This is a genomic window from Viridibacillus sp. d25.2 (genome assembly GCF_055456015.2).
In genome coordinates this window covers 3013278-3036292 of record NZ_CM196652.1, presented here as the reverse complement: position 1 = coordinate 3036292, position 23015 = coordinate 3013278, and the positions used below count along the sequence as shown (strand labels likewise).

The 23015-nt window shown below is 34.6% G+C and carries 26 protein-coding genes, 1 pseudogene and 1 riboswitch; of the genes and pseudogenes, 19 read left to right on the top strand and 8 right to left on the bottom strand.

Annotated elements, in window-relative coordinates; translation table 11 throughout:
* The first annotated feature begins 192 nt into the window (after positions 1 to 192).
* Positions 193 to 495, top strand: coding sequence for a hypothetical protein (locus ACZLO7_RS14930; RefSeq protein WP_464940105.1), 303 nt, complete (start codon positions 193 to 195; stop codon positions 493 to 495).
* A gap of 143 nt (positions 496 to 638) precedes the next feature.
* Positions 639 to 852 (top strand): annotated as a pseudogene (locus ACZLO7_RS14925) (single-stranded DNA-binding protein); the annotation flags it as partial.
* A gap of 191 nt (positions 853 to 1043) precedes the next feature.
* Here ACZLO7_RS14925 and ACZLO7_RS14920 read toward each other — a convergent pair.
* Positions 1044 to 1319: a translation initiation factor 2 gene (locus ACZLO7_RS14920; RefSeq protein ID WP_464940104.1), complete on the bottom strand. Its 276-nt coding sequence runs from the start codon at positions 1317 to 1319 to the stop codon at positions 1044 to 1046.
* Between the two features lie 343 nt (positions 1320 to 1662).
* On the opposite strand from ACZLO7_RS14920, the gene ACZLO7_RS14915 reads away from it, so the two are divergent.
* Positions 1663 to 1962, top strand: coding sequence for a YfzA family protein (locus ACZLO7_RS14915; RefSeq protein ID WP_464940103.1), 300 nt, complete (start codon positions 1663 to 1665; stop codon positions 1960 to 1962).
* Between the two features lie 438 nt (positions 1963 to 2400).
* Entirely contained in the window at positions 2401 to 3747 is a 1347-nt protein-coding gene (locus tag ACZLO7_RS14910; protein ID WP_464940102.1) for an NAD(P)-binding protein, read from the top strand.
* Positions 3748 to 3937: 190 nt separating this feature from the next.
* Here the strand turns inward: ACZLO7_RS14910 and ACZLO7_RS14905 are convergent, their stop codons facing one another.
* Positions 3938 to 4381, bottom strand: coding sequence for a carboxymuconolactone decarboxylase family protein (locus tag ACZLO7_RS14905; protein ID WP_038191034.1), 444 nt, complete (start codon positions 4379 to 4381; stop codon positions 3938 to 3940).
* Positions 4382 to 4709: 328 nt separating this feature from the next.
* Between ACZLO7_RS14905 and ACZLO7_RS14900 the strand changes: the two genes are divergently transcribed.
* Positions 4710 to 4892 (top strand): hypothetical protein, encoded by a 183-nt coding sequence (locus tag ACZLO7_RS14900; RefSeq protein ID WP_464940101.1) that lies wholly within the window; start codon positions 4710 to 4712, stop codon positions 4890 to 4892.
* A 60-nt stretch (positions 4893 to 4952) separates the two neighbouring features.
* On the opposite strand, the gene ACZLO7_RS14895 is transcribed toward ACZLO7_RS14900, so the two are convergent.
* Together ACZLO7_RS14895 and ACZLO7_RS14890 are read right to left on the bottom strand one after the other, a co-directional pair.
* On the bottom strand, positions 4953 to 5099 hold the full coding sequence (locus tag ACZLO7_RS14895) for a hypothetical protein (RefSeq protein WP_464940100.1): 147 nt from the start codon (positions 5097 to 5099) through the stop codon (positions 4953 to 4955).
* A 47-nt stretch (positions 5100 to 5146) separates the two neighbouring features.
* Complete coding sequence (locus ACZLO7_RS14890) at positions 5147 to 5359, bottom strand: hypothetical protein (protein ID WP_464940099.1); 213 nt, start codon at positions 5357 to 5359, stop codon at positions 5147 to 5149.
* Positions 5360 to 6106: 747 nt separating this feature from the next.
* Here ACZLO7_RS14890 and ACZLO7_RS14885 point away from each other — a divergent pair.
* The 8 genes from ACZLO7_RS14885 to ACZLO7_RS14850 all read left to right on the top strand — a co-directional run bounded on the left by ACZLO7_RS14885 (position 6107) and on the right by ACZLO7_RS14850 (position 12992).
* Positions 6107 to 6544, top strand: coding sequence for a BrxA/BrxB family bacilliredoxin (locus ACZLO7_RS14885; RefSeq protein WP_464940098.1), 438 nt, complete (start codon positions 6107 to 6109; stop codon positions 6542 to 6544).
* Entirely contained in the window at positions 6532 to 7323 is a 792-nt protein-coding gene (locus tag ACZLO7_RS14880; RefSeq protein ID WP_464940097.1) for a class I SAM-dependent methyltransferase, read from the top strand. Before ACZLO7_RS14885 ends, ACZLO7_RS14880 begins: the two co-directional genes overlap by 13 nt.
* A gap of 264 nt (positions 7324 to 7587) precedes the next feature.
* Entirely contained in the window at positions 7588 to 8844 is a 1257-nt protein-coding gene (locus ACZLO7_RS14875) for a helix-turn-helix domain-containing protein (RefSeq protein WP_464940096.1), read from the top strand.
* Between the two features lie 13 nt (positions 8845 to 8857).
* Positions 8858 to 8989 (top strand): hypothetical protein, encoded by a 132-nt coding sequence (locus ACZLO7_RS14870; RefSeq protein WP_464940095.1) that lies wholly within the window; start codon positions 8858 to 8860, stop codon positions 8987 to 8989.
* Between the two features lie 70 nt (positions 8990 to 9059).
* Positions 9060 to 9857: a PhzF family phenazine biosynthesis protein gene (locus tag ACZLO7_RS14865; protein ID WP_464940094.1), complete on the top strand. Its 798-nt coding sequence runs from the start codon at positions 9060 to 9062 to the stop codon at positions 9855 to 9857.
* Between the two features lie 701 nt (positions 9858 to 10558).
* Entirely contained in the window at positions 10559 to 11161 is a 603-nt protein-coding gene (locus ACZLO7_RS14860; protein ID WP_464940093.1) for a YpjP family protein, read from the top strand.
* 394 nt (positions 11162 to 11555) lie between these two features.
* A complete protein-coding gene (locus ACZLO7_RS14855) occupies positions 11556 to 12500 on the top strand; it encodes a thymidylate synthase (protein WP_464940092.1) in 945 nt (314 codons plus the stop codon).
* A gap of 12 nt (positions 12501 to 12512) precedes the next feature.
* The gene (locus ACZLO7_RS14850; protein WP_464940091.1) at positions 12513 to 12992 is read left to right on the top strand and encodes a dihydrofolate reductase; all 480 of its coding nucleotides are present in this window, start codon (positions 12513 to 12515) and stop codon (positions 12990 to 12992) included.
* 113 nt (positions 12993 to 13105) lie between these two features.
* Here the strand turns inward: ACZLO7_RS14850 and trhA are convergent, their stop codons facing one another.
* Positions 13106 to 13741, bottom strand: a complete 636-nt coding sequence (gene trhA, locus ACZLO7_RS14845; protein ID WP_464940090.1) for a PAQR family membrane homeostasis protein TrhA — start codon at positions 13739 to 13741, stop codon at positions 13106 to 13108.
* Between the two features lie 191 nt (positions 13742 to 13932).
* On the opposite strand from trhA, the gene fakB reads away from it, so the two are divergent.
* The 5 genes from fakB to msrB all read left to right on the top strand — a co-directional run bounded on the left by fakB (position 13933) and on the right by msrB (position 17159).
* Entirely contained in the window at positions 13933 to 14772 is an 840-nt protein-coding gene (gene fakB / locus ACZLO7_RS14840; RefSeq protein ID WP_464940089.1) for a fatty acid kinase binding subunit FakB, read from the top strand.
* A gap of 74 nt (positions 14773 to 14846) precedes the next feature.
* Entirely contained in the window at positions 14847 to 15617 is a 771-nt protein-coding gene (locus tag ACZLO7_RS14835) for a GDSL-type esterase/lipase family protein (RefSeq protein WP_464940088.1), read from the top strand.
* A gap of 7 nt (positions 15618 to 15624) precedes the next feature.
* Positions 15625 to 16200: a YpmS family protein gene (locus ACZLO7_RS14830; RefSeq protein WP_464940087.1), complete on the top strand. Its 576-nt coding sequence runs from the start codon at positions 15625 to 15627 to the stop codon at positions 16198 to 16200.
* Positions 16201 to 16212: 12 nt separating this feature from the next.
* On the top strand, positions 16213 to 16737 hold the full coding sequence (gene msrA, locus ACZLO7_RS14825; protein ID WP_464940086.1) for a peptide-methionine (S)-S-oxide reductase MsrA: 525 nt from the start codon (positions 16213 to 16215) through the stop codon (positions 16735 to 16737).
* Positions 16734 to 17159 carry a peptide-methionine (R)-S-oxide reductase MsrB gene (gene msrB / locus ACZLO7_RS14820; RefSeq protein WP_464940085.1) on the top strand — a complete coding sequence of 142 codons (426 nt, stop codon included), beginning with the start codon at positions 16734 to 16736 and terminating at the stop codon, positions 17157 to 17159. Before msrA ends, msrB begins: the two co-directional genes overlap by 4 nt.
* 195 nt (positions 17160 to 17354) lie before the next feature.
* On the opposite strand, the gene ACZLO7_RS14815 is transcribed toward msrB, so the two are convergent.
* Positions 17355 to 18533 (bottom strand): aminotransferase class I/II-fold pyridoxal phosphate-dependent enzyme, encoded by a 1179-nt coding sequence (locus tag ACZLO7_RS14815; protein ID WP_464940128.1) that lies wholly within the window; start codon positions 18531 to 18533, stop codon positions 17355 to 17357.
* A complete protein-coding gene (locus ACZLO7_RS14810; protein ID WP_464940127.1) occupies positions 18529 to 19659 on the bottom strand; it encodes a methionine biosynthesis PLP-dependent protein in 1131 nt (376 codons plus the stop codon). Before ACZLO7_RS14810 ends, ACZLO7_RS14815 begins: the two co-directional genes overlap by 5 nt.
* 71 nt (positions 19660 to 19730) lie before the next feature.
* A riboswitch (SAM riboswitch) is annotated at positions 19731 to 19834 on the bottom strand.
* Between the two features lie 172 nt (positions 19835 to 20006).
* Here ACZLO7_RS14810 and ACZLO7_RS14805 point away from each other — a divergent pair.
* Positions 20007 to 20936 (top strand): tetratricopeptide repeat protein, encoded by a 930-nt coding sequence (locus ACZLO7_RS14805; RefSeq protein ID WP_464940084.1) that lies wholly within the window; start codon positions 20007 to 20009, stop codon positions 20934 to 20936.
* 212 nt (positions 20937 to 21148) lie between these two features.
* Here ACZLO7_RS14805 and ACZLO7_RS14800 read toward each other — a convergent pair whose 3' ends face one another.
* Complete coding sequence (locus tag ACZLO7_RS14800; RefSeq protein ID WP_464940083.1) at positions 21149 to 22996, bottom strand: methyl-accepting chemotaxis protein; 1848 nt, start codon at positions 22994 to 22996, stop codon at positions 21149 to 21151.
* Positions 22997 to 23015: the final 19 nt, after the last annotated feature.

The following is a 23015-nucleotide window of genomic DNA, read 5'->3' as shown; positions in this document are numbered from 1 at the left end:
TATGGGTGCTTTTTATTTTGCATTCAAACAAGCGAATACCTACTGAAGTCGTTCGATAGCATTCTGTTTTTAAAGCCATTTAAACACTATGTTTGATGCTGACTTTATTATTCGTTTGAATGAGTGTAATGTGATTTACGTCACAGACTTGCATTCTTCTACAACTTATAATTGTTGTAGGAGGCGAATATCATGTCATATTTAGAGTATTTAGAAGATAAAGCATTTGAGAGTGTCGAAGAAATTATTAGCCAATTTATTGTTAGAATTGGTGATCAGAAGATTAAAATAAGAATCACTAAAGATGCTCATGGATATTTTCATTTTGTAACCAGTCATTATTATCAAGGCAGTGAGCAAGCAGGGCCATATATATCATCTATAGCAAATTTTCCTTCTGAGATAGAAGCGATTACAGGTGCAAGAAGACAAATAGTTTCATTTTATGATCCAGCAGATAAAAATGCTGTTTGGATAGAAAATAAGTCGTTCTAATATTGAAGCATCCTTATGGGTGCTTTTTCTTTTACCCTGACACAGGCCAATTCCTAGCAGTCCCCTTTTATTGTATGGCGTTCGGTTGTTTGAGGGTTAGATACGAATCAATCAAACGCAGAATAGTAGAGTGGATTTTCATTCGTTTCACATTAGCAGTTGATCGTACTTTTAAGTATGCAAGTGGAGAACAACAAGTAGACTTTATCCATTGTATTGTACAGCGTAAACAGGCTGAGAACGCAGTTGAAGAAGGGCAGTTCTGCAGGAATCGAAGGGCGTATTCAAACAGGTTTGTATGAGGGGCAAGATGGCAAATGTACTTATACAACTGAAGTAGTTGCCGATAGCATTCAGTCTTAAGAGCCTAAAGGGGCGTAGGGAGGCTCGTAACGGAACGAATACCCAACAGGAAATACGGGTGGATGATGATCCGTTTGCTTTTAATAACTGCACAGGGCTGATTGAAGTTAACGGTAAGATTGGAATATCCAAGTAGTGACGATTTATTAATGATGGTTTGGGAACAAGCAGAGAAATGATTTACACTATTTTCTATGGCGGCTCTGTCTATTTACTTGATTTTTAAGTTTTTCTAATTCTGTTGTTAAATAATCAATCTGTTTCTGCATGTTTTTAGTATCTTTCTTATCATTTTCCTGTTGATTTTGGTTTTGTAGTTCTGCCTCCAATGCAAGTATCGCTGAAATTGTTGATATTGTATCAGAGAGTGTAGATATTACTCCAGCAACGACGGCTAGTTCGGCAGCCTGAAGTGCTAGTTGGTCACTATCTTTACCTAAGCCTTTATTAATTTCATTCAAACTGTTAGCCTCCAGTAATCAATGTCATATCAAAATTATTTTATGCTACATGTATTTTTTTATGAAGGGTCTTTAAAGTACGAATTTCCAAAATTGAGTGAGACGGGAGGAAAACTATGAATCTAATAAAATTATTTGAGGCTCAGAGAGAGCTGGATGAGTATATATATGAAAGCGAATGCCTTAGCTAACAATACCCCCTTTTAGGATGGCGTTCGTTTGTTTAAGGGTGTAATATATCGATCATCAAATATGTAATATACTTCCTGTAAACTGTTTAATATAGTGAAGTAGGAGGTGTAATATGAAACAAATTAATGAGTTTTAGAGGGGGGGATATAACTTGGCTAATAAAACAAAAAATTCAATTCCATTTTTGAAAAAAACTTGGGTGGCTTCTATTGGTGTATTTTTATTGTCACAGATATTCTTTATTACATGTGAAGCAACAGGGTGGGTACCTAATTATAGAGATATTGATGGAACGTTATTTGGAAGAATTACGGAATCTTCAATTTTCAGAGAGTGGTTTACTTTTTATGAAACACCAAATTTCAATTTACTTACTATCTTTTTTGGCATCTTTCTTGTGTATGGAATAATAAGTGCGATAAAAAACGTTTTTTCACCAAGGTCTACATAAGTAAGGATTCTAAATGACTATCGTCGAGTAATAAATACGGATGCTTTAATTAAATAATTTATAATAGACCACTCCGTGATGGGTGGTCTTAATTGTTGTTTATAATAGAAGAAAGCATGGGTGGCCTTCAGTAAAAATAGGCGACTTCAGGAGACCAAAAAGGGACCCAGCGATCGAAGAAATCTAAATTATACTACTTTTAAATGTAGTATAATGAAATTCACAAAAGCATAAATCCAGTAAAATAAACGCTTTTGTAAGTGTTGAAAGTTGGTTGTACATAAAATCTAAAAACAGTAACAATAATGTCTATCGACTATTAAACAACTTATAAATTTACAAACATTTTTAATTAATGTAAGCTTATTTCTCAGCATTGAAAATTTGTTATACACTAGGAAATTAAAAACCAAACATTTCAATAGTAGGTGGAATAATATGTATGATGTTACAATCATCGGATCCGGTGTAAGCGCTGTTTTTATGGCTTATACATTAGCCCACAGCAACAAAAATATTTTAATTCTTGATAAAGGAAAACCATTAGAACATCGAAATTGTCCTTTAGAACAAGAAGAATCATGTAACTGTAATGCATGTGATAAATATTTTGGTTTTGGGGGCCTAGGAAAATCTGAAGGGAAATTTAATTACACAAACGGGTTCGGAGGGGAGTTAGAGCAAAAAATAGGTAAAGAAGTTTTTATAAAACTAATGGATGAAGTAGATGAGATCCTATGTAGTTTTGGTGGAAATTCAGTTCTAAAATACTCTACAGATAATACAAATCTCACCAAAAGAGCCGAATCATGTGGCTTACAAATGCTAACAACACAAGTACGGCATCTAGGTACTACACTTTCGACCGACATTTTTCAGCAACTCTATGAGTTTTTACTTAATAAGATAGATATGCGATTTCATACAGATGTACAACATATCGTTAAACAGAAAGGACATTTTAAAATAACTACAAATCATGGAATAGTTCATTCTAAGCAATTAGTATTTGCAACTGGACGTTCTGGGACAGATTGGTTAAAAAAAATGTGCTCGACTCTTAAAATTACACAGGAACAAAGTCGCGTGGATTTAGGTATTCGAGTAGAAATGAAAGAAAATCAACTTCGCTCAATATTAAAAGATACATTTGAAACAAAACTTTCTTATCAACACGAACAATTCACAGCAACCACTTACTGTATGAATCCAAAAGGACGTATTATCCGTAAGTACGAAGAAGGTTTAGTTATGCCTGACGGTCAAAATTTTCGAGAACAGAAGACTGGCACTTCTAACCTAAATTTCACTTTATTTATCCCACGTTATTTTCCTACTCTCACAGAAGCAAATTTATATGCAAGGACAATTATTAAAGGTATTAACCAAGGAAGAGATCGAATTGTTGTACAGCGTTTGGAGGATTTATTGAGGGGACAACCTACAGTGGAAAAGTTGATGAAATATAATCGTATACAGCCTACACTATGTGGGGATTATGGGGACCTTAATAAAGAAATTCCACAATTATATATTGAAGGTCTTAAACAATTTTTGTTACGTTTAGAACAATTTATTGAAGAACCTATTGATAAAGATACTTTACTATATGGAATTGATGGGAAATTTTACGCTCCTACGATTAAAATCAATGAACAGTTTGAGACAACTGTTAAAGGATTGTATTTGATTGGAGATTGTTCAGGTGTTACTCATTCATTATCACAAGCAGCAGCAAGTGGCCTATATGTAGGGAAATGTTTATCTGATAGTTTGACATTCTAATTATAAAAAATAGTTAATTCTTTATATAGAATCAAAAACAGCATTACGTTTGAGGGAAGGTGGTTGGCAAGTCGTTGAAGCATGGCACCTACGAAGGCTATCTATGAAGCATAAATTAGTTAGTGGTGGTTGAAGAATAATACGGAGTAAAAGGAAAAAACGAGCACCTTAAGGTGCTCGTTGAGAGGGATTATTTTTCGGTTGCTATATTTCCCATTGCAATAGAAATTCTATTCCAACTGTTGATTTGATTGATGATTAGTACAAGGTCAACGTATTCTCTATCGTTATACAGTTCGCGTACTCGCTTATACAAATCTTCAGGAACTCTTTTAGTTGGGATTAAAGTAATATGCTCAGATAGTTCTAGAGCAACTTTTTCTTCAAGTGTATAAAAAGTACATTCATTCCAAGCATTTAAACAATAAATTCGTTGTTCCGTTTCACCCATCTTACGAGCATCGGATGTATGAGTATCTATACAAAAAGCACAACCGTTAATTTGAGAAACTCTAATTTTGATAAGTTCTCTAGTAGTTCGATTAATAGTAGATTTTTTGGTGTACTTCTCCATATCCATCATGATTTTCAACCCATCAGGTGCAACAGTATAATAGGGAACTCTTTGACTCATAAGACAAAACTCCTTTGATTTTTAAGATATGACAATTATACCTTTATATGAATATTTGCACTATTAATTAGTTTGTATGACATGTCTGGTGCAATTGGTTGAATGTTAGTTATAGGTTTGGTAATTGTTCTCGATCCTCTTAAATATTTTCACATCCCGTTAAGATGGTTATGTATATGATGTTTGGGAGTTAGGAGGGCAGCAGCGATAAATGAATAATACATAGGCCAACCAGACTACTATCAACAGCTATCTGATTATCTTTTACTTGAATAGTAGAGAATGTTTTTGCAGTTGTGCTTGTTATTCATAAGGAGCGAGAAGTCGTATGATTAATTACGAAGCTGAAGCTCAAATACATAATGCAATAATATTAGAACTTACAATACGTACCTTAGAGAGAGATAAAAAATATTTGGGTACATTAAAAACAAATTTTGCTATTAAAGCATGGATTGAACAAAAATTACCCTATTCATTTGGATGGAGCTTTTTTATTTGTGCGAAATAGAGTGAAAAACAAAAGAAACCAGACGACCCTAAAGAATCACTTGGTTTCTCTTCTAACTGTTTACACTTTTGAATTTCTATCCTTTAATTCTTTTAGTTCCTTTTCCAATTCCAGAATTTTTTTTTCTAAAACACTTGATTTAGAAGCAGTAATTACTGCTGTTCCTAACGCCATCATAGAAATTGAAAATAAAAATATCGTAATCAAATTGACCCCCCCATAGTAGCAATCATCAAATTCCATAGAAGTAATCATCAAATCCTTTGAGCAAGTACTGGCCCAGCTACAGCAGTTATACCTGCAAAATAATACCATTTATTATCTTTATAAGATTTAGTAGTAAGTCCTAGCCTTACTTCACATTGTCGTGCTGCATATCTTCCTGCAGCATATAAAGAGCCTCCCAAACCTATAACAGAAGCTATTATCCCTAAAATAGTACCAATTCCAATTGAGTAAGTACCCACTTTCTAATCACTATAACACGAATGTTTTATATTCCCAATTATAGGTTTAGTTACTAATAATGGTTTTGTCTTAAATTAAATCTATTTCAATAAGCAATATAACTCTTGTATGCTTTTCGGAAGGTGTATTATTTTCTTCCAAACCAATGTATATTGAAAATTGAATGGAAAAAAGCTCCTTTAATGTATATGTCGGAAGGTGGAGAAGTAACTAAAAGGCGTGTGAAAATCATTAAGATGACAGCTGGTTCATTTCAGGCGTATTGCTTTGTAAAACACAGGCTAAACGTACTTTTATCATAGATAGTGTACTTGCGATTGTTCCGGTTATTTATAAAGAGAATGAAGTCATATGTTAAAACATGACCAGCAAATCCATATCCACAATACGATAAAACTAAAGCTTATGATTCGCACCTTAGAACTAGATAAAAAACATATAGATGACTTGAAAGTGAATTTTGCTTTTAGAGCTTGGATTGAACAATAGTTGAAAAAGTTAAATAGATATTTAAGTGATGTCAGCAGAGTATTAGGTATGAAGGTATTGGAAAAAACTAAAAATATTGATGAATACTTCGTTGCATATTTTGCACAAATTTGTATTGTGATCTTTTTTGAAAAAATCACAAAAAAATCACATAAGAAGTGAAAAAGGGTGAAATTATATGTAAGTACATATACAATAAGAAGGTGAAAACCCTTATAAATCAAGAAATATGAATATATAAGAAAGAGGATGAAAATATGAATGCTTACGAAGAATATATGTTAGGAATTGTAAAACCAATGCGCGAGGAGCTAGTTACCGTTGGATTTACAGAGCTATTAACTCCCGATGAAGTAGCTGAACACGTGCAAGAATCTAAAGGAACTTCACTAGTAGTCATTAACTCAGTCTGTGGTTGTGCGGCAGGTTTAGCAAGACCAGCTGTTGCTGCAGCTCTTGAAGCAGCTGAACATAAACCGGATCATTTAGTGACGGTATTTGCAGGACAAGATAAAGAAGCAACTGCTCAAATGCGTAGTTATTTTGAGGAAGTACTACCAAGCTCTCCTTCTATTGCACTTTTAAAAGATGGTCAATTAGCTTATTTCATCCCTCGTGAACAAATCGAAGGATTCGCGATGGAGCAAGTACGTGATCATTTAGCAGGCGTGTTAGATCAAGTATGCACGAAATAACTACGATAGTAACAACTGCGGCAAGACCAGATGCAGTATCGAAGAAGCTTGCCGAACGAGCATGTGACGCATTAAATGCGCGCTTTGTTGAGCGGAAAAAGCGTGGGGTTGCAAAAATGGTATCATATTATAATGCGAATGTGATTGTTGCAGGAAAAAATCGCTATGAATATTATACGTTGGGAGCAGAAGCACCTTTCTTCTTTCATCCAAGCTCTGCGGCATTTCGCTTGAAACGCGCGGCAAGAGGGGAAATAGATACCTTTTTAGCTGCATGTCAGTTGAACGAAGGTGACACCTTTCTGGATTGTACTTTAGGTATGGCGACAGACAGTATGATGGCAGCATTTGCGGTCGGTGAATCAGGCAAAGTCATTGGCTGTGAAGGTAATGCTAATGTTGCTTTCATCGTCAGTGAAGGGATGAAGCGCTATGATATTACGGACTTACCTCTTCTTTCTTGTATGGAGCAGATTAAAGTTGTTCATTCAGTAGCGCTAGATTATTTGAAATTACAGCCTGACAATAGCTTTGATGTTATTTATATGGACCCAATGTTTGAAGAAACGATTGAAGAGTCGACTAGCTTTCAACCACTTCGACAAGCAGGGCTTCATGAAGGTTTATCAGATGAATGGATGGCACAAGCAGAGCGTGTTGCAAAGAAACGACTAGTTTTAAAAGCACACTTCAAATCAGGATTATTTGAGCAATATGGCTTTGTTCGAGACGCTCGTCTTTCGTCAAAATTTCACTATGGAATAAAAGAATTAACTTAAAAGAACTGCTATTCACGGAATCAAAATCGGTGGATAGCAGTTTTTTTATAATGAAAAGTATCTAATAATTACCTATTTATCGCTATTTATTTATAAGGAAATGTTATTTTTTGTATACTAAATGCCTGTTAAATAATAAAATGAAAATAAGGAATGGTACTATAATGTCACTTTAATATACTTTTTGGTATTTATTTCAATGAAAATCAAAAAACAATATTTTCTTAGAAATGACTAGCTCTTTGTGAAGTGGGGGAGAAAGATTTGAAACTTGGCAATAGAATTAAAAGAATCAGACTTTTAAAGGGGCTAAAACAGGCAGATATTTGCCACGGAATTATCTCGCCAACCCATTACAGCAATATTGAGAATTGCAGATATACCCCTTCTATTGATACACTCAAGTTACTAGCCGCTAGACTTGAAGTGCCGGAAAGATATTTTCATAATATTTATGAAGATACAACTGAAATGCAAAATATCTTATCCACCCTGGAATCTAAAATTGATAAGGAGAGCGTTGAAGAGGTCCAGCAATATTTGGACTTACATCAAGAGCAATTTCGATACATACCCTCCATCAGACTAGAATATTATTTCTTACTTCTTAAGTTTCTAGCATTAGTTAAGATGGAACAGGATAATCTGGCAATTGAATTATATGAAAATGAAATTGCAATGGTAGAAATTGATGAATCGCAATTATTTGTATCAACAAGACTTCAATATCTTTATGTAACAGCTGTCTACCACTACTATGTTGGAGATTTTAAAGAAAGTGTAGAGAGATTCAAAAGGCTTTTGGTGATGAATGAAGATCAGCTACTCAAAGCTCGGGTATCATATAATATCGCAATGTCTCATCTTCAATTATGTCAATTTGAAAGAGCATTAAAGTATGCAATTGAAGCAAAAGATTTATACTTAAAGCTTCATGAGTGGATGAAGGCTGGAGATAGCTATAATTTAATTGCAATTTCATTGATTGAAAAAAAAGAACTGGATGAAGCAACAGAGTATATAAAAAGAGGTTTTAATATTTGCCGTCCGGAGTTCCATAATTTAAAGTCACTATTGCATCATAATTTGGCACTCATTTTATATGAGAAAAATCAATTTGAAGAAGCATTAATACAAATAAATTCTGCTATAGAGTATAAAAAAACAATTAGTTATGCTGATAAATATATTTCCATAAAATTAAGATTAGAAATTTTATTGGAGTTTAACCAGTTATCAGATGTTGAAAGTCAAATACCTCTATTAGTTTCTAATATTCGAACAAAAAAAAATAAAGCAGGATATTATTTTTTGGCAGCAAGGGTCTACTATAAAAAAGGCGATTTTGAAAAATACGAGGACGACATTCAACGAAGTATCGAATTATACAAAGAGCATATCGATCTTAAACACTTAATATTAGCTTCTGAGCATTATGCAACTTATTTAGCAATGAATAAAAAATATAAAAAAGCATTTGAAATGCAATTACTTTGCACGGAATGCTTAAAAAAAATGTAGAGGAGAATTAACTATGAAAAAAATTAAATTCGCTGTACTTAGTCTGCTATCATTCGCATTATTTTTAGGAGCTTTCGCTACTTCGTATGCTGAGGCAAATCCAGGACGCTTACACTTCATCACAGCATTTTTAAACAGTTTCTAATGTGAAACGAAACCATGCCTTATTGTTCAGGCAATAAGGCAGTCTCTTACTTGAAGGGAGGAGCTAAAACATGGTCAAAGTATATATATTTGAAGTAAGAAAAAGTGGCCATATGGGTAAGTCAAAGATTGGTGTTGTTTTTGACGGGAATTCGCTTACGACCTCAGAAATGCAAGAAGTGGCAATAAAAGCTGGATTTGTACAAACAATATTTATCGTTAAGTCCAAATTAGCTGATATAAGACTGCGATACTTTACGCCAAGTAGAGAAGTGAATTCCGGTATTGATGGTACGATGGCAATTGTACATGCATTAGAGAAGTCTCCGTTTTCAAACAATAAAGATGTTATTACCACTGAGACTAATGTTGGGATTTTCCCTATGCAGTTATTTAAGCAATTGAAAAAGGAGGAAAAAGCGAAACAGCTAGCTTCACATTCATTCAATGAATGTAAAAGTGTATCATATTCTAATGATGCAAATCGTGACCGAGTTTTACAAGTATTGAATGGCTGTGCAGTAGATGGCTTAACAGAAGCTGGGCTCCCGAAGCGGAATATTGTTCAAAGTCATGAAAAAAGTTATCCTGCTGTAGATCAGTCTATCCATTATTTAAATAGTAAAGAGGAAAGAGTTCCAACTAGCCTTTTTACATCATCATTTTTTCTAATAACAGCAAATAATATTAGACGCTATAAAAATGAGATGTTTAATGAAAAACTCAACATGAAAGCGGAATGTAGATTGAGAAATGAAACTGTCTCAATCATTCGCATTATGATTAACGCCCCCCACATTGCTCGTCCTATTGAAACAGAAGGAATGACGTTTTATTTAGGACAGCGTTTTATACCAATATCTATATAAGAAAAAACACGAGTACAAATTTGTACTTGTGTTTTTTCTTATAAGGAAGAATATAAATAATAAGAAAATAATTTATTATTTATAAAGAAAAACCGCCTTGTTCATAAAGAACAAGACGGCTTAGTAAATATTAGTCCGTGATACTTAGAGAGCATAAGTATGCTAATAAACATAAAAATCCAATACCAATAGCAATTGAAGACATAATTTTTGTCCCTCCTTTATTACAAAAAGCGAACATGTTTATTCATTAATATTGTACAATGAATACAGTAAAAAATCTATACAATTCCATATACATCAAGGATTTGTGAACAAATCTTTACAAATACGTACAAATATCTTTTGTAAATAATGATTTTTTAATCCTATCAATAAAATAGTGTAATTTGAAATCTAGGGAACATCGTAAGTATGTGTCAAAATGTTATAATAAGAAACATAGATTTTCTGATGGTACTCCTGTAATGATATTTCGATTTTATGATTATAAATAGTATATTGTCGTGCTGCAACTATTAAAATAATTCAGGAAAATAAGAAAGAGATTCAAATTAAATAGTTTGTATATTCCTAATAGTATCTTTATTTTAATAGTTTTTGTACAATTACACTAGGAATGATGAAACTTTTACTTGTGAGATTCGTATATATAATATAGATATTGAAGATTTAAAAATGTTCGAAAGTAGGTAATGAATATGCAAAAATGGATTCAAAAGTTCCTTGTTGCATCCGTAGCGGTAATTACATTAGGTGTAATTACACCCAGTCATGCAATCTGGGAAGGCTTACTAGATCATAGTTCAAATGCGAAAGCGCAATTTTCAGGCGATACTACTAGTCAACTAACGAAATACATAGAAACTCAAAATGAATCAGTTATTTCAACAGAAGAAGAACAGAATTTTGAAGAGTATGCTTTTGCAGCAGCAAAGGAACAAGCCTATTTAAAATTCGGTTCACGAGTAGGACCACAAATTAGTAATGAGTTTGAGGATGTCATTTTCCCGAAAATGCAAGAAGCGATTGAAATGACAGTAAATCGCCTTGATAACGAAACAACAAAATCATTGGCAATTACCGAAAACCCAAGTGGAGATTACGCGGAGAAAATTTTCCACGTTTATAACACTGCATCTAAACAAGACATCATACGTTTCCATGTACGTACGGAAAAGCGCCCATTTGATGGCTATTATTACAATTTCCATTACCATACGTATGAAGATCATTTCACAGCACATTACGACTTAGGTGAAATCTATTGGTCTAAAAACACACCACCAAAATGGTTATCTTAATGTTAAGCTCTTCACGGATTGACTACAGAAGTTGAATAAGCCATTTAATTATTACAAACAACCGATTTATTAGACTCTTCCGCTCTGAAAAAGTGCAGAAGAGTCTTTTATTTATTTTTAGGAAATATTTAATGCGAATGTGAACTACTATTTACAAAGACTTAGATAATCAAGAAGTATTAGGTAAGTAGCTTATTTCTCTTCCAAAGGCTACAATCTTTTATTCCTTAAAACATGAAATATCTGAATATTACCCAGGAAATATTCAGATATTAATGGTCGTAATTGAAATTATTTCTTTCATCATTTTATTTATTTTCCATTAGCTTTTGAGATAATAAAGGGGAATATTATGATATAGTTAAAACTATATAAATTTCTAGGAGGCAGTTCAGTGCAACAATATTTACAACTTTGCCAACATATTTTAGATGAAGGAAATGATAAGGGAGATCGTACTGGAACTGGTACGCGCAGTGTATTTGGTTATCAAATGAGATTTGACTTACAAAAGGGGTTTCCTTTATTAACAACAAAAAGAACTGCTTTCCGTCTTATTGCAACCGAATTACTTTGGTTTTTAAAAGGCGATACAAACGTGCGTACACTTATTGCCCAAAATAATCATATATGGGATGAATGGGCTTTTGAAAAATGGGTGAAAAGCGATCAATATGAAGGTCCAGATATGACGAATTTCGGTTTACGCGTTAATGAGGATCCTCAATTCAAAGTTCAGTATGAAGAGCAAATGGCTATTTTCCAAGATAAAGTATTGAATGATGATGATTTTGCTCAAGCATTTGGTGATCTGGGACCTGTCTATGGCAAGCAATGGCGTTCTTGGCCAGCGGATAATGGAGAAACAATTGATCAAGTTAAAAACGTCATTGAATCAATTAAAAAAAATCCAAACTCACGTCGTCATATTGTTAGTGCTTGGAATCCTGCAGAAGTAGATGATATGGCGTTGCCACCATGCCATACACTATTCCAATTCTATGTAGCAGATGGGAAACTCTCTTGTCAGCTTTATCAACGTAGTGCAGATGTATTTTTAGGCGTACCATTCAATATCGCTTCGTACGCGTTATTAACGCATCTTATTGCGAAAGAATGTGGCTTAGAAGTGGGAGACTTTGTCCATACTTTAGGTGATGCACATCTGTATAGTAACCATTTTGATCAAGTAAAAGAGCAATTATCTCGAACACCACGTGCATTGCCACAACTTGTTATAAAAACAGAAAAAGAATCCATTTTCGAGTATGAAATAGAGGATTTAGCGATTGATGGCTACGATCCTTATCCACGAATTAAAGCGCCAATTGCGGTGTAAGGGGGTAAATAAATGATTTCATTGATCGTTGCTCATGATGAAAAAAATGTCATTGGCTTAAATAATGCAATGCCATGGCATTTACCTGGAGACCTAGCCTATTTTAAACGTACAACGATGGGGAAACCGATGATTATGGGACGCAAAACGTTCGAGTCTATTGGTAAGCCTCTTCCTGGACGTACGAATATTGTTATTACTCGTGATGAAAAGTATGCTAAAGAAGGTATTGTCATTGTACATTCTTTAGAAGATGCATTAGCTCAGGCTAAAAAAGAGTCAGAGGAAATAATGATTATTGGCGGGGAACAAATTTTCCGTATGACTTTGCCTATGGCAGATCGTCTTTATGTTACGAAGATTGAAAAGCAATACGAAGGTGATACATTCTTCCCATCATATGGGGACGAATGGCAAGTTGTTTCACAGTCCGAAGTGAATGAGACAGAGGACGGCTTGAAGTTTTCGTATTTGGTGTATGAGCGTAAATAAGTAAATGAAAAGGTTGCCACTGTAAAATAATTAGTGGCAACCTTTTATTTGGATTGAAATTTTTTCTAAGCGATAAGTAATCGTCAAATTGATATTGAATATTAAAAAGTCACTTAGACATAAAATAAGATGCATGAGTACATCATGGCACTACCAGCAATAACAAATAAATGCCAGATCGCATGGTTATAAGGTATTTTACGGTATGCGTAGAAGAATGCACCAATCGTATATAAAATTCCGCCACTTAATAGAAGTGAGAAACCCGCACCTGTAATATGTGCATATAATGGTTTAATAGCGATAATAATAAGCCAACCCATTAAAATGTAGAAGATTACTGATACAAATTCAAAGCGGTGAATAAAAAAGCATTTAAAAAGAATACCAAGTAATGCTAGCGCCCAAATGATACCAAATAAAGTCCATCCTAATGCCCCGTTTAATGCAATCAACAGGAATGGAGTATATGTACCTGCGATTAAAATGTAGATAGATGAGTGGTCTAATATAGCAAAGAATTTTTTATATTTTTCAGGCATGCTGTGAAGTAAAGTTGAAGCTAAAAATAGAATTAGCATTGAAACACCAAAAACAATAAAGCTAACAACATATAGAGTGGAGCCTTTATCAATTGCTTTCATAATTAGTAAGACAAGCGCTGGGATACATAATAAGAAAGCGATGCCGTGTGTTATGGCATTCCATATTTCCTCTTTCGTGTTTTTATAATCAAAAGCCTGTTGCATATGAATGGCCTCCTTGTAATGGTAAGTTATTTGTATATAGTTATTATGCAACGGCTTTTTATGCATTTGAACTGACAAATGTCACGTGTATTGGGTGACAAAAGCTAGTAAAATAGAATAAATAGCTAACGGTTTACAATGACCTTGCTTTAATTTTATAATAAGAACAATGAAACAAAGGATGTGTCAATGTGAGACGAATTCATATAGTAACGGATTCAACAGCAGATTTAACAAAAGAAGAAATTGAAAAACACGAAATACATATCGTTCCACTATCAATACATATTGAAGGCCAAACGTATACTGATGGTGTCGATATTACTCCAATAGAATTTTTGGATAAAATGAGTAAAGCAAAGGAACTACCAAAAAGTTCTCAACCTGCTGCAGGTGTATTTAAAGAATTATTTGATGAATTAGGAAAAGATGGCGACGATATTATTGCTATCATGATGACTGGCGGAATGAGTGGTACTGTAAAATCAGCAGAAGCTGCTGCAAGTATGACAGATTCAAATGTAACAGTTGTTGATTCTCGTTTTACTTCATTTGGCTTAGGATTTCAAGTACTTGAAGCATGTCAATTAGCAGAGCAAGGAAAATCAGTTGAAGAAATAGTTGAAGGATTAAATAAAGTTCGTGAGAATACGAATTTATACGTCGTTGTAGACGTTTTAGATAATTTAATTAAAGGTGGCCGCATTGGTAAAGGGACAGGTATGATTGGTTCTTTACTTAATATTAAACCAATAGCTTCTCTTGAAGGTGGCGCATACAACCCTGTGGCAAAAGTACGAAGCCATAAACAAGTTGTAAAATATTTAATTAACCAGTTTAAAGAAGATACACAAGGGAAAGTTATTAAAGGTGTAGGCCTTTCGCATGCTGAAGGATTAGCAATGGCAGAGCCACTAAAAAAACAACTTGAAGAATCAGGTTATATGGATACGAAATTTGCCTATACTTCACCAATTATTAGTACACATACAGGCCCGGGCGCAATTGGTTTTATGTACTATACTGATTAATATGATGAGCAGGGGATGATTTCATTCCCTGCTTTCTTTCATTATACGTACTTAACGAAAGGAAGAAATGGAACTTGAAGAAATTAATCATTTTCATGCTTGCAGTTCTTTTATTAAGTGCTTGCAGCAAGGAAGTAAAAACACCAGTAACACAAGAAGTCATTCCAAAAGATATCGTTTATGTTGCTTTAGGCGATTCTTTGACCGAAGGTGTTGGTGATGAGCTAAATCAGCAAGGTTATGTCGGTAGATTATCGGATCAGATGCTTGGGTGGGAAGGTGTTAAATACGTCGAAGTAGAAAATACAGCAAAAAAAGGTCGGCGTACTGATCAGCTCCTAGCACAACTTGAGAGCGGTAAAATTGACGAACAATTAAAGAAAGCTGACTTTATCACACTCACTATGGGTGGAAATGACTTGATGAAAATTGTTAGACGTGATTTGTTGAATTTAAATAAAGAAGCATTTGATACGGAACGCATCGAATTTCAAAAGCGTTATGGTAAAATTATGGAGTTAATCCGAAAACAAAATAAATCAGCACCTATTATATTAATCAGCGTTTATAATCCTCTTTCCATCTTTACGAAGGAAAAATCGGACTTAAATACGATTATGTATGAATGGAATACAGATATTCAAGATTTTGCAGATTCAGATAAAAATGCATGTTTTGTAAATGTAGAGGATTTATTCGATTCGAACGAGAATATGGTATATCATACAGACTTTTTCCATCCTAATGCTAGAGGCTACGATGAAATGACAGACCGCATAGTTGGCACACTAAAGTCTTGCGGTTTAAAAAATTTAACAAATGGGGAAATGGACTTCAAGGAGTGATGTGACGGTGAATAAGTGGAAAATAGCTTTTTTCTTTTTAGTAGCTTTAATATTATCAGTAATTATTGGATTGTTTGTCTTCATTACGAAACCGGCAACTGACATGCCAATACCTGAAACAACTACAATGCCTGAAGGTAGTAAATTATTAGTTCAAACAACACCTGCAGATTTTGAAGCAATTGCAAACAAGTACATCCAGGACGCAATGAAAGCCAAGTCTATCCCTGTACATATGTACATTAATGAAGAAGTTTCTTTAGTAAGTGAGCTCAGTGTTTTTGGAATGGAATTACCAATTACGATGAAGTTTGACCCAACAATTGATGAAGAAGGCAATCTGTTATTAAAACAAACTAATGTAGAGGTCGGTATGTTGAACATCCCTCCAAGTACGGCATTAAAATTGTTAAATGACTCAGTAGATTTACCTTCATGGATGGTTATTCGTCCAAACAAAGAAGAAGTATATATGGGTTTAACAGAGATATCAGTACTTTCAGGATCGCACATGCAAGCAAAAGAATTCAATTTAAAAGAAGGTAAGATTATACTGGAAGTAACAGTACCCGTTCAAGAATAGGAGGAATAGCATATGGCAGTAGCAACATTTGCAGGTGGATGCTTTTGGTGTATGGTAAAACCATTTGATCAGCAAGAGGGCATCGAGTCCGTAATATCTGGTTATACTGGAGGACATACTGAAAATCCGACTTATGAACAAGTTTGTAGTGAAACAACAGGGCATTTTGAAGCTGTACAAATCGCTTTTGATCCAACGATTTATCCTTATGAAAAGTTAGTCGAGCTATACTGGACTTTAATTGATCCAACAGATTCAGGTGGTCAATTTTATGACAGAGGACAGTCTTATATGACCGCGATTTTCTACCATGATGTAGAACAGCATAAAATAGCTGAAGCGTCAAAAAAAGTATTACAAGACTCAGGTAAATTCAAAGCTCCAATTGCTGTACAAATACTGCCAGCAAAAACGTTCTACCCAGCAGAAACTTATCATCAACACTATTATAAAAAGAATCCAGCACATTACGAGCGCTATTCAACTGGTTCTGGGCGAACTGCATTCCAACAACAGCATTGGGGGACAAAATCATGAACAAAGAAGAAAAGTTGAAAACATTAACACCGATGCAATACCATGTTACGCAAGAGCATGGAACTGAGCCGCCTTTCCAAAACGAATACGACAGTCATTTTGAAGAAGGTCTATATGTAGATATCGTATCTGGTGAACCATTATTCCACTCAAAAGACAAATTCAATGCAGGCTGTGGTTGGCCAAGTTTTAGCAAACCTGTAGAAGGTGCTAGTATACAAGAAAACTTCGACACAAGCTTTGGTATGCGTCGCACAGAAGTACGTAGCGGACAAGCTGATTCACATTTAGGACATGTCTTCCCAGACGGTCCAAAGCCAACAGGATTACGTTATTGTATCAACTCTGCAGCATTGAAATTTGTACCAAAGACCAAGTTGCATGAAGAGGGTTACGGAGAATATATAAAATATTTTGAATGAAATATATTAATGGCAACCCCTTATTGTGGGTTGTCATTTTTTTTGTAGAAGAAAGGGGAAGGGTGATATAAAACTAACAATCTTATGGCCAAATATCAATAAATCAGTGGGAGTGATCTCATATAGTATTTAGAAAAAAGCCACCCCAAATCAGAGGAGCGGCTTATGCAATTATTTATTTATTTATTTATTTATTTATTTATTGCTAACAACGGTAAGTTCTATCGCTTTAGCAAAAGCTTGCTCAAAATCTGCGATTAAATCATCAACATTTTCAAGCCCAACAGAGAAGCGTAAAAGTCCATCTGTTATACCACGTTTTTCACGTTCTTCTTTAGGAACAGCGGCGTGGCTCATTGTAGCCGGATAAGAAAGGATAGACTCTACGCCACCAAGGCTCACAGCGAAAATTGGAATTTGTACATGTTCAACAAATGCTTTTGTGATTTCACGATTAGGCAGTTTAAATGATAATACAGCACCAGCACTTTTTGCTTGTTTTGCATGGATATCATGACCTTGGTGCGATTCTAAGCCTGGGAAATATACTTCTTCTACAAGTTCATGAGCATCTAAATAATTTGCAATTTTTGATGCGGATGCTGTTGATTGTGTTAAACGGGCATTTAACGTTTTGATACCTTGAATTAAAGAGAAGGAATCTTGCGCACCTAAAATAGCACCGAATGAGTTTTGCATGAAGTAGATTCTGTCACCCAGCTCTACGTCTTTTGTTACTGCAAGCCCTGCGATAATATCACTGTGTCCCCCTAAAAACTTAGTTGCACTGTGTAATACAACGTCCACACCTAGATCTAATGGACGTTGATATAAAGGCGTCATAAACGTGTTGTCTAAAAACGTTAGAGCCCCATTTGCCTTTGCAATAGCCACAACACCTTCAATATCAGTAATACCTAAAAGGGGATTAGCCGGTGTTTCTATATATAATACTTTTGTATTTGGACGTAAAGCTGCTTCGATTGATGCTAAATCAGAGAAATCAGCAAATGTATGTTCAATTCCAAATTTTGTTAACACTTGTGTTACGAAACGGTATGTTCCACCGTATACTTCAGATGTCACAACAATATGGTCACCGGCTTCTAAGATCATAAAGGCGGAAGCAATGGCTGCAATACCTGAAGAGAATGCAAATCCACGAGTACCACCTTCAAGTTCGGCAATTGTTTTCTCTAAAGCATCACGAGTTGGATTGCCAGAACGACTATAATCATACGGACCAAAAGAATCGAAATGTTCCTGATCAAATGTAGATGATAAGTATATTGGAACATTAACTGCACCAGTTTTTTGCTCGTAATTACCACGAGTAGAAGCGGTGATTAAACTTGTTTCGATTTGTTCATTAATTGAACTCATATGATGACACCTCTTTTTCTAAGATAGAAAAAACTTGTTGTAAATCGGCGATTAAATCTTCTGCTTCTTCAATACCCACTGAAAAGCGAAGTAAAGAGTTATCAACACCTCGAGCTATACGTTCTTCTTCTGGAATATCCGCATGTGTTTGTGTAGTTGGATATGTGATAAAGCTTTCCACACCGCCCAAGCTTTCAGCAAAGACGATTAATTTCAAGCCTTCTAAAAACTTACCAACTAAGTCACCTTTTTGTAAACGGAAAGAAATCATCCCGCCTTTACCAGCAAACAGAACGTCTTTTACTAAAGGTTCTTGTTCTAGATAAGCCGCGATATGCTTAGCATTTTCCGTATGTTGTTTCATGCGAAGATGTAATGTTTTTAATCCTCGTAGCAGTAACCATGAGTCGAATGGAGCAAGTGTTGCACCTGCAGCATTATGATTTGTGAATAGTTTTTCGCTAAGCTCTTTACCTTTACTAACGACAAGACCAGCCAAAACATCATTATGACCACCGATGTATTTAGTCGCACTATGTAGAACAATATCAGCGCCTAGCTCTATTGGACGTTGATAGTAGGGTGTTAAGAATGTATTATCGACGATGAGAAGTAAATTATGTTTTTTCGCAAGCTTTGCATATAGCTCAATATCAATTTCCTGTATTAACGGGTTAGTAGGAGTCTCAATAAAAATGGCGCGCGTTTTGTCGTTAATGAAGGACTCAACTTCTTCAGTTGAAGAGAATTTCGCATATTGAGGTTTGATAGCATATTGTTCATGGTATTGAGCAAGTAAACGGTAAGTTCCACCATAAATATCCTCTGGTAAAATAAGCTCATCACCTGATTTGAAAAGGGATAGTACTAATTGAATAGCAGCCATCCCACTACTACAGGCAAAGCCAGCGTCTCCGGATTCTAAGTTAGCTATAGCTTCCTCTAATACAGATCGTGTTGGATTTTTTGTCCTTGTATAATCGTAGCCAGTAGATTGGCCAAGACCCGCATGTTTATAGGCTGTCGAAAGGTAAATCGGGGTGTTAATAGCACCAGTTTTTTGATCAGTGTTATTGCCAAGCTGAACTAGGCGTGTTTCAATACGATTGTTTGTCATCATGTCATCATCCTTTATAAAAAATTAAAAGGCCCTCTAAGGAAGAGGGCCTTCAAAATATGAAGTCAATTTCCTTATCTACAAGACTACGTCTACTGGAATTAGCACCTTGCCACAAATAGGGTGGTTGCTGAGATATCGACGGGCCAAGTCCCTCCATCTCTCTTGATAAGTGAGTATATTCAATTGTTTGAAAGTTAATAATAATGAAATTTTAACACGCGAACATGAGAATATCAACATTATTATGAAACAATATAATTTGAAAAGTTTATAAATTTTGAGAAGTGGTACATTTTTTATATGAATATGCTATTATTTGCATAGTTGAATTGGAAGGTGACAAGATGAATTTAAATGACATAGCTGTTAATCGGTTATTACAAGAATTTAAATTTGAAGAAGCTCAAATGATGCTAGAGCAAGCAGTAGTGGAAAAAAGAGATATACAATCGCTCCATAACTTAGCATGTTTTTATATTAAAGACGCTGAAGAATATTACAAAGCTTTACCGCTCTTAGCTGAAGTAATAGAGCAACAACCAAAACATTATTTTCCTTTTGCTTTACTCGGTGAAATTTATTTGCGAATGGAAAAATACATTTCAGCCATCAGAATTTTAGAATATGCTTTAAAAATGGAAGATACTGAAGTAGTCCATGCGAATTTGGCAGCAGCATATTTTAACATGGACAATTTTGAAAAAGCAGCAGAACATTATAAAAAGTCTGCAACTGATGGCGATTTTTTGAAATATGCGGAAATGGTTTCTTACTTACATTTAGATGATTACGATTCTGTACTTAATACGCTGAAAAAAGTTAATACAAATGATGAAAATTATATGGGTGAAGTAAATGTAGCTGAACTTTATGTGCAAATTAACTACTTTGATGAAGCAATTCCTTTGTTTGAAATAGGATGGAGAGAAATTGTTAGATCGTATGATTGGGTAGAACATTATGTTTATGCACTTATTCAATTAGGTAGAGTAGAAGAAGCGTCAGATATTATAGACAAGATGAAAACAGAAACAAATGATGAAATTGTAGAAAGTAGTGTAAGAGCAATAGATAAAGCGGTGATAGAGGAAAATTTTGAAGAATCCATTATGGACTTACAACATACAAAAGAAAAATATAATAAACTGATTGGCCGAATTTTAAAGGGCTACCGCCCAAGAATTTATTTCGAGCCATACTATGTTTCAAAATGTTATCTATATGACTGCAAAATACATGGTAATAAAACGTATGCCAAATTTGTTAATATGTAAATGGCCGAGAGATGGTGTCTTATCTCCTGCCATTTTTTTTATACGACTAATATCCCAAGTGTAATCATTGTTATCACTATGAAAGGTAGTCTTGAGAAGGGGATTGGGGTAATAACAGATGAACGAAGGAATTTCTGATACATATAAATTAATGAGTAGAATAAAAAAAACTTGCAATCTCAATAGAAATTGCAAGTCATTTAGTGAAAAAGTTATACTTTGAATTCCCCAACCACTTTTCGCAATTCGTCAGCTTGATTGGATAGTTCAATTGCTGAAGCTGTAATTTCTTGCATTGATGCAGAGCCTTCTTCAGCAGAAGCTGCTGAACGCTCTGTGCTCATTGCTGTATTTTCTGCAATCTGATTTACTTCTATAAAGGAAGCAGCCACTTCTTGGCTATAGCTTAAAGTTTGCTCAATTTGAATGACCATCTTGTTAATAATAGCTACAGTATCGTTTGTTTGTTTAATAATTTTATCTAAAGAAGCATTTGTTTCATTTGTCACTTCAACACCGTGTATGACATTTTGTACACCATCATGATTTTGTGTGATAATAGCTTGTACTTCTGATTGGATTGATGAAACGATCCCCGTTACTTCACGTGCTGCTTTTTGAGATTGCTCAGCTAGCTTTCGAACCTCATTTGCTACGACAGCGAATCCTTTACCATGTTCACCAGCACGAGCTGCTTCGATGGCTGCATTAAGGGCCAGTAAGTTTGTTTGTTCAGAGATATCAGTAATTGTACGAATAATGAAAGTGATGTCGGATGATTTTTTGCCTAGTGCTTCAACGGTTTCTGTAGTATTAGCCATAGTTTCTTCTATTAACATCATTACTTTTGAAGACTGTTCGACGGTTTTTCCACCAAGTTCAGCAGCAATCTTCATTTGATCAGTTGCTGTTTTCACATGTTCAGCATCTGTACTTAAGTAACGTGCAGCTTCTTCTAACAAATTCATCTTTTGAACTGCGTTATTCATACGTAGCATCGTTTGCTCGCTACCTTCAGCGATTTCACCTGTTGTATCGGCAATTGATTGGATAATATTCGAATTTTCATCGGCTGAAGCCATTAATTGTTGCCCACTAGCAGATACACTTTCAGCAAGTGTGCTCACGCGTTTTACTAATGAAGAGATGGATGTGATTAACACATTTGTACTATTGGCGATTTCAGCAAATTCATCTTTTGTTTTTACTTTTACTCGTTTTGTCAAGTCACCATTTGCTTGAGCAATATCCATAATAGATGTATTAATAGCTAATGTGTTACGTTTAATTGAACGGAACAAGAGGGTACCCGTTACAATAGTTAAAATAATAGACGATATTGTTAAAATCAAGAATATTATCAATGCAATTTCCGTTTGCTTTTCAAGTGATTTGATTTGTTCATTACTTTTCTTTATTAGCATGTCATTAATCATTTCAATATGCACATCTATATAACCCATGGCTGTCTTGCCATTTCCAGCGAGAACGAGTTTTTGAGCATTTTCAAGACCTGATTTTTGGCGAGTGTCAATCAATCGTTTCGAATACTGAATATAATTGTTATAAAATTGGTCGATGGAAGTAATTCGATCTAATTCTTCTTTTCGGTCAGCGAATATTTTTTGAAGATCTAATAAATTGGATTCAATTTGGTTTTTATCCTGACTATATTGTCTTAGGAAATTATCTTTTCCCGTTATAATATAACTTTGTTCAGAGTTAGATAGTTTCGCTATATCAGCAGCTAAACTATTTACTTTCATCTGTTCTACAAGATGCTTCCCTGTAAAAACCTTTAATTCGTTTTGAAGGTTTGACATATTTGAATAGGAAACAACAAGCATTGCTGATAGAATAATGATGAGTATCAAGAAGTTAGTAATAATGCGGCCGCGAATCATTTGGAAAAAGTTTGATTGAATAGGTCCATGAACTTCAATGTTATTTTGCTTTTTTTTCTTTCTGAAAAATGAAGCCATTGAAACTGATGTCTTATTAGTGCTTTGATCAGTGCTTTCCCTTACATTTCGCGCATTAATTTTGAATTTTTTTACCAATCTGTCACCCACTTTCCAT

Excerpts from the sequence above, each read along its gene's own strand:
- ACZLO7_RS14865 (WP_464940094.1), top strand. The coding sequence starts at position 9,060 with ATGGTCAAAGTATATATATTTGAAGTAAGAAAAAGTGGCCATATGGGT.
- ACZLO7_RS14910 (WP_464940102.1), top strand. The coding sequence starts at position 2,401 with ATGTATGATGTTACAATCATCGGATCCGGTGTAAGCGCTGTTTTTATG.
- ACZLO7_RS14860 (WP_464940093.1), top strand. The coding sequence starts at position 10,559 with ATGCAAAAATGGATTCAAAAGTTCCTTGTTGCATCCGTAGCGGTAATT.
- ACZLO7_RS14810 (WP_464940127.1), bottom strand. The coding sequence starts at position 19,659 with ATGACAAACAATCGTATTGAAACACGCCTAGTTCAGCTTGGCAATAAC.
- ACZLO7_RS14930 (WP_464940105.1), top strand. The coding sequence starts at position 193 with ATGTCATATTTAGAGTATTTAGAAGATAAAGCATTTGAGAGTGTCGAA.
- ACZLO7_RS14905 (WP_038191034.1), bottom strand. The coding sequence starts at position 4,381 with ATGAGTCAAAGAGTTCCCTATTATACTGTTGCACCTGATGGGTTGAAA.
- trhA (WP_464940090.1), bottom strand. The coding sequence starts at position 13,741 with ATGCAACAGGCTTTTGATTATAAAAACACGAAAGAGGAAATATGGAAT.
- ACZLO7_RS14850 (WP_464940091.1), top strand. The coding sequence starts at position 12,513 with ATGATTTCATTGATCGTTGCTCATGATGAAAAAAATGTCATTGGCTTA.
- ACZLO7_RS14880 (WP_464940097.1), top strand. The coding sequence starts at position 6,532 with ATGCACGAAATAACTACGATAGTAACAACTGCGGCAAGACCAGATGCA.
- ACZLO7_RS14805 (WP_464940084.1), top strand. The coding sequence starts at position 20,007 with ATGAATTTAAATGACATAGCTGTTAATCGGTTATTACAAGAATTTAAA.
- msrA (WP_464940086.1), top strand. The coding sequence starts at position 16,213 with ATGGCAGTAGCAACATTTGCAGGTGGATGCTTTTGGTGTATGGTAAAA.
- msrB (WP_464940085.1), top strand. The coding sequence starts at position 16,734 with ATGAACAAAGAAGAAAAGTTGAAAACATTAACACCGATGCAATACCAT.
- ACZLO7_RS14885 (WP_464940098.1), top strand. The coding sequence starts at position 6,107 with ATGAATGCTTACGAAGAATATATGTTAGGAATTGTAAAACCAATGCGC.
- ACZLO7_RS14900 (WP_464940101.1), top strand. The coding sequence starts at position 4,710 with ATGATTAATTACGAAGCTGAAGCTCAAATACATAATGCAATAATATTA.
- ACZLO7_RS14870 (WP_464940095.1), top strand. The coding sequence starts at position 8,858 with ATGAAAAAAATTAAATTCGCTGTACTTAGTCTGCTATCATTCGCATTA.